Origin of the sequence: Micromonospora sp. NPDC051296 (assembly GCF_040682255.1) — a bacterium.
Lineage (GTDB): Bacteria > Actinomycetota > Actinomycetes > Mycobacteriales > Micromonosporaceae > Micromonospora > Micromonospora craterilacus.
Genome location: NZ_JBFBAO010000386.1, coordinates 1 through 6,252, shown reverse-complemented (window position 1 = coordinate 6,252; position 6,252 = coordinate 1). Strand labels below are relative to the sequence as shown.

The following is a 6,252-nucleotide window of genomic DNA, read 5'->3' as shown; positions in this document are numbered from 1 at the left end:
GGTGCCACGCCCGCGCCGACGGCCGCTCCCTGCTGCTGCCGTACAACGCGATCCGCAAGGAGGTCGCGGCGCCGATCCCGTGCCACGGGTTCTCGCTCTTCGACGACGGCACGCTGGTGGTGTTCCGGGCGGTCTCCGAGGAGCCGACCCGGGTCCACCCGATGCAGATCTGGCAGACGCCGTACGTCTCGGACGCGTACGCGGCGGCCCAGCCGGCCGGGACCGGGCCGCTGGAGCGGGTCGGCAACGCGGACCTGGTACGCGGCATCTCGGACTGCCTCTCAGTGACCCGGATGGTCGACGGCACCGCCACCGCTGCGGTCTACGAGGCGCTGATCGCCGCCTGCGCCCGGATCACCGACCACTACCACTGGCTCGGCGAGGACGAACTCGGCGACCTGGCCACGCCGCTGGCCGGGCTGCGCCGCACCGCGACCGCCGTGCTGGAGGAGCACGAGAAGGTCCGTACCCTCACCGAGCAGGCGCGGGCCGAACTGGACGGCAGCGCCGAGCAGATCGCCTCGCTGGCCCGCCGGGCCCGGGGCGAGGCGCCGTTGACCGCCGACGACTGGGTCGCCCAGCTCGGTGGCCTGCGGCGGGCGCGCGGGCACCTGGAGACGCTGCGGGAGCTGCGGTACGTCGACCACGACCGGATCGACGAGCTGGCCGGCAGGTTGGACGAGGAGCTGGCGGTGGCCGGCCGCCGGGCGGTCGAGTTCCTGCGCCGGGACGAGGCGTTCACCGGCTACCAGCAGGAGGTGGACCGGCTCGCCGTACGCGCTGGCGCGATCGGCACGGTGGCCGAGGCCGGCACGGTCCGCGACGAGTTGGCCGCCCGCACCGACGGCCTGCAGACCATCACCGACGTGGTGGGCGGGCTGGACATCGCCGACGCGACCGTCCGGACCGGGATCCTGGGCCGGGTCGGCGAGGTGCTGGGCGCGGTCAACCGGGCCCGTGCGGTGCTCGACAAGCGTCGCCGTGAGCTGGCCGCCGCCGAGGGGCGGGCCGGCTTCGCCGCCGAGTTCGCCCTGCTCGGGCAGGCGGTGACCGGTGCGCTGGCGGCAGCGGACACCGCCGAACGCTGCGACGAGCAGCTCGGCCGGCTGCTGCTGCGGGTAGAGGAGCTGGAGTCCCGGTTCGGCGAGTTCGACGACTTCCTCACCGAGCTGGCCACCCGGCGCACCGACATCTACGAGGCGTTCTCGGCGCGCAAGCAGGCGCTGCTGGACGAGCGGGCGCGCCGGGCCGACCGGCTGGTCGCCTCGGCCGAGCGGATCCTGGTCAGCGTGCAGCGGCGGGCCGGCACCCTCGGCTCGCTGGACGAGGTCAACACCTACTTCGCGGCCGACCCGATGGTGGGCAAGCTGCGGGCGGTGGTCGAGGAACTGCGTACCCTCGGCGACGCGGTGCGGGCCGAGGAGTTGGACGGTCGGGTCCGGGCCGCCCGCCAGGAGGCCGGGCGTGGCCTGCGCGACCGCCTCGACCTGTACGCCGACGGCGGCGAGACGATCCGGCTGGGCCGGCACCGCTTCGCGGTGAACACCCAGCCGATCGACGTGGCGGTGGTGCCGGCCGAGGGCCGGATGGTGGTGGCCGTGACCGGCACCGACTACCGCGCCCCGGTCCGCGACGAGCAGTTCCAGCAGACCCGCCGGTTCTGGGACCAGCTGCTGGTCTCCGAGTCGGCGCAGGTGTACCGGGCGGAGTACCTGGCCACCGCGATCCTGGCCGCCGCCGAGGCCGGCCGCGACGGGCTCACCCTGGACGCGCTGCACGCGGCGGCGGTGGACGCCGACGGGCTGCGGGAGCTGGTCCGGCGGATCGCCGAAACCCGCTACGACGAGGGGTACGAGCGCGGCGTGCACGACCACGACGCCGCCGAGATCCTGCGGGTGCTGCTGCGCCTGCACACCGGCGCGGGCCTGCTGCGTTACCCGCCGGCCGACCGCGCCGCCGCCCAGCTGTTCTGGCGGTACGGCACCGACGAACCGGCCCGGGCCGCCTGGACGGCCCGCGCCGCCTCGCTGGCCCGGGCGCGGCGGCGGTTCGGCCGTCCCGACGGCGAGGACGCCGCAGACCGGCTCTGCGCACAGCTGGCCGAGGCGGTCGACGGATTCCTGCGCGGCGCCGGGCTGCCCTTACCGGCCGCCGGGACCGGCCTGGCCGGCGAGTACCTGTTCGAGGAGCTGTCCGGACCGCCGGCCCGGTTCGTCACCGGCGGCGGGGCGCGGGCCGTGCTGGACCGCTTCCGCCGGGCGCTCGGCGGCCCGCAGTCGCGGTCGGCGCGCGAGTTCGACGACGACCTGCGCGCCCTCGGCGGCGACTTGGCCGGCCGGTTCCAGCTGGTGGAGGCGTGGCTGACCGCGTTCCTCGCCACCGACGACGGGACCCTGTCCGGGTACGACCTGCCGGAGGCGGTGGCCGTCGAGCTGTGCGGCCCTGAGCTGCCCCGGCAGGACAGCGCCGCGACCATGACGGAAACCGTCGGCGGGCTGCTCGGCGCCCACCCGCGTATCGACGGCTCCGCGCTGGGCGTACGGCTGGACGAGACGCTGGCCCGCACCCGGTCGTTCCGCACCGAGTTGGTCCCGGCGTACCGGGACTACCAGCGGCAACGCAACGCGCTGGTGGAGACCGAGCGGGAGCGGCTGCGGCTGGAGGAGTACCGGCCGAAGGTGATGAACGCCTTCGTTCGCAACCGGCTGCTCGACGAGGTGTACCTGCCGCTGATCGGTGACAACCTGGCCCGGCAGCTCGGCGCGACCGGCGACGGCAAGCGGGTCGACCAGTCCGGCCTGCTGCTGCTGATCTCACCGCCCGGCTACGGCAAGACCACCCTGATGGAGTACGTGGCCAGCCGGCTCGGCCTGGTCTTCGTCAAGGTCAACGGGCCGGCTCTGGGCTCGAAGGTCACCTCTCTCGACCCGGCGGAGGCGCCCGACGCCACCGCCCGGCAGGAGGTGGAGAAGATCTCCTTCGCCCTGGAGCTGGGCAACAACGTGCTGCTCTACCTGGACGACATCCAGCACACCAACCCGGAGCTGTTGCAGAAATTCATCTCGCTGTGCGACGGGCAGCGCCGGATGGAGGGCGTCTGGGAGGGCCGTACCCGCACCTACGACCTGCGCGGCAAGCGGTTCGCGGTGTGCATGGCCGGCAACCCGTACACCGAGTCGGGGCGGCGGTTCCGGATTCCGGACATGCTCGCCAACCGGGCCGACGTGTGGAACCTCGGCGACGTGCTGTCCGGCCGGGAGGAGGTCTTCGCGCTCAGCTACATCGAGAACGCACTCACCGCCAACTCGGTGCTGGCACCGCTGTCCGGCCGGGAACGTGCCGACCTGGAGCTGCTGGTCCGGATGGCGCGCGGCGACGACTCGGTCCGGGCCGACCAGCTGTCCCACCCGTACCCGCCGGTGGAGTTGGAGCAGATCGTCTCGGTGCTGCGCAAAATGCTGCGGGTGCAGCAGGTGGTGCTGGCCAACAACCAGGCGTACATCGCCTCGGCGGCGCAGTCCGACGACGCGCGCACCGAGCCGCCGTTCCAGCTCCAGGGGTCGTACCGGAACATGAACAAGCTGGCCGAGCGGATCGTCCCGGTGCTCACCGACGACGAGCTGGAGGCGGTGATCGACGACCACTACCTGGGCGAGGCGCAGACCCTGGCCGCGGGCGCCGAGGCGAACCTGCTCAAGCTCGCCGAGCTGCGCGGCCGGCTCACCCCGGAGCAGGCCCGCCGCTGGGCCGAGGTGAAGGACGCCTTCCAGCGCTCGCGGGCGCTCGGCGGGGCCGGCGACGACCCGGTGGACCGGGCGGTGGGCGCACTCGGCCTGCTCGCCGACCGGGTCGGCGGAGTCGCCGCCGCCATCGGCCGCGCCGCCGACCGGTAAGGAAGGGCCCCTTCTTAACGCCTGGAGTAGAGCAGGGGCCCCTTCTTAACGCGCGGTCCCGACCCGCCGAGCAACCCCGGCCCGCCTCGCCGCCGTTTGAGTGGTGAGGCGAGGAGGTGGCCGGGTTGCCGGTGGATGTCGAGGGGTACCGGGAGTACGTCACGGCGCGGCTGGATTCGCTGCGCCGCACGGCGTACCTGCTCTGCGGTGACTGGCATACCGCCGACGACCTGGTGTCGACGGCGCTGGTCAAGCTGCTGCGGCACTGGCGGCGGGTGTCCGCCATGGACAATCCGGACGCCTACGTCCGGCGCACCCTGCTACGGGTCTGGTTGGACGAGCGCCGCCGGCCATGGCGGCGGGAGGACTCCTGGGCCCAGGTGCCGGACCGCGCGGTCGGCCCGGCCGTCGAGGGTACGGCGGACCGGCTGGCCATCCTCGCCCTGCTCGCCGAGCTGCCGCAGCGCCGCCGCGCGGTGCTGGTACTGCGCTACTTCTGCGACCTCTCGGTCGAGGAGACTGCTCGGGAACTCGGCTGCACTCCCGGAACTGTGAAGAGCCAGGCCGCGCGGGCCATTGAGACGCTGCGGGGGCGGCTCGTCGGCAGCGTGGTCGCCGACCAGGAGGTGCCCAGCCATGGATGAGCTGTCCCGGCAGTTGCGTGCGGCCGTGGTCGCGCCGCCACCGAGCCGGATCGACGTGGACCGGCTGATCGAAGCCGACGTGCGCCGCCGCCGTCACCGGGCCTGGACGCTGGCGGGCACCGCGACCGCCGCCGCCGTCGCGGCTGTCCTGGTGGTGCCGTCGGTGCTGGCTGGCCCGGGCCCGGCTGTCGGCCCGGCGGGTTTCGGACCGCCGCTGTCCGCCCAGCCCACGGACTCGGCCCCGCCGCTCTGCGCGGGCGTCAGCCCGAAGCCCACCGGCCCGCAACCGCCGATCCAGTCGCACGACACCGTCCGCGCCCGCCCCACGGAGCCACCGGCGGACGGGGTGGCCCGGCTGACCGGGGTGCTCCGCGACACGCTGCGCACTGCGCTGCCGCCCGACGTACGCCTAGAACCGGCACAGGAGAGCTGCACCGAGCCGCAGTTCCAGTACCACCCGAGCTACCGGGAGTATTCGGTCGACGCGACGCTCCGGCGCGGCGACGAATCCGGCTTCTTCCTGCTGCGGGTGCTTCCGACCGGCACCGACGAGGCCATGGGTGAGGTCTGCTCCGACGCTCCGGACGAACGCAGCTGCGAGTTCAAGGAATTACCGGACGGTGCAACCGCGCTGCTACAGATCCACGAGCACATACCGGACGGTCGGCAGCTCTGGGCGTTGGTGAGCCGGGCGGACGGAACCTCGGTGCTGGTGATCACCAACAACGTGCACAACGAGGTGGTCGGTAACGAGGTGAAGGTGACGCTGTCCGCCGACGAGCCACTGCTGACCATGGACCAGCTCGTCGCCATCGCCCGAACGCCCGGCCTGACTCTCCATCCCTGATCCACGGCCCTGGGGGCGCGCCGGTTGCAACCATGGTGGGCACCCGGCGCGCACGGCGGCCGTGGGTCAGCCGTAGTGGCGGCGCAGCTCGCGGGTGAGCACCTTGCCGGTGGCGTTGCGCGGCAGGTACCTGACGAAGACGACGTCGCGGGGCACGGAGAACCGGGCGAGGTAGTGCCGGACGTACTCGCGGACCGCCTCGCCGTCCAGCGTCTCGCCGGGGTGCAGGGCGAGGAAGGCGGCGAGTCGCTGGCCGTACTCGGGGTCGGGTACGCCGATGACGGCCGCCTCGCGTACCTGGGGGAGTTGGGCGAGCAGCTGTTCCACCTCGGAGGGGAAGACGTTCTCCCCGCCGGAGACGATCATGTCGTCGGCCCGGCCGTCGACGAAGAGCAGGCCGTCGGCGTTGACCCGGCCCAGGTCGCCGGTATTCAGCAGGCCGTCGTGGCGTTCCCGGTCGGCGCCGGAGGTGTAGCCCTCGAAGAGCATCTCGTTGCCGACGAAGATCCGGCCGACCCGGCCGCCGGGCACCGGCTCGCCGGCGTCGTCGAGGACCGCCAGCCGGGTGCCGTGCGGTGGCCGCCCGGCGGTGGTGGGGGCTTGGCGCAGGTCGGCGGGGATGGCGATGGAGGCCCAGGACGCCTCGGTCGAGCCGTACAGGTTGTAGAGCACGTCGCCGTAGGTGTCCATGAAGGCCGACGGAAGGCCGCCGGGCAGCGCGGAGCCGCTCACGGCCACCACCTTCAGCGGCGGCCGGGGCTCCGGTGCCGCCAGCGGGTCGGCGAAGGCGGTGTTCAGGTCGGCCGCCCGCAGCGCGTCGGCACCGGCCAGGTAGCCCTGCCGGGCGTACGCGTTCGGCGCGAGCACC

General features: G+C 73.6%; 4 protein-coding genes. 3 read left to right on the top strand and 1 reads right to left on the bottom strand.

What is annotated here, in order from left to right:
* The 3 genes from AB0M52_RS28705 to AB0M52_RS28695 all read left to right on the top strand — a co-directional run.
* Positions 1–3,893 (top strand): DNA repair ATPase (locus tag AB0M52_RS28705; RefSeq protein WP_363960112.1); only part of this gene is annotated, 3,893 nt, incomplete at its 5' end.
* Positions 3,894–4,018: 125 nt separating this feature from the next.
* Positions 4,019–4,537 (top strand): SigE family RNA polymerase sigma factor, encoded by a 519-nt coding sequence (locus tag AB0M52_RS28700; protein ID WP_363960115.1) that lies wholly within the window; start codon positions 4,019–4,021, stop codon positions 4,535–4,537.
* The gene (locus AB0M52_RS28695; RefSeq protein ID WP_363960109.1) at positions 4,530–5,384 is read left to right on the top strand and encodes a hypothetical protein; all 855 of its coding nucleotides are present in this window, start codon (positions 4,530–4,532) and stop codon (positions 5,382–5,384) included. The genes AB0M52_RS28700 and AB0M52_RS28695 overlap by 8 nt, the downstream gene beginning before the upstream one ends.
* 66 nt (positions 5,385–5,450) lie before the next feature.
* On the opposite strand, the gene AB0M52_RS28690 is transcribed toward AB0M52_RS28695, so the two are convergent.
* Positions 5,451–6,252: AMP-binding protein (locus AB0M52_RS28690; protein ID WP_363960107.1), on the bottom strand; the 802-nt coding region annotated here is incomplete at its 5' end.

Excerpts from the sequence above, each read along its gene's own strand:
- AB0M52_RS28695 (WP_363960109.1), top strand. The coding sequence starts at position 4,530 with ATGGATGAGCTGTCCCGGCAGTTGCGTGCGGCCGTGGTCGCGCCGCCA.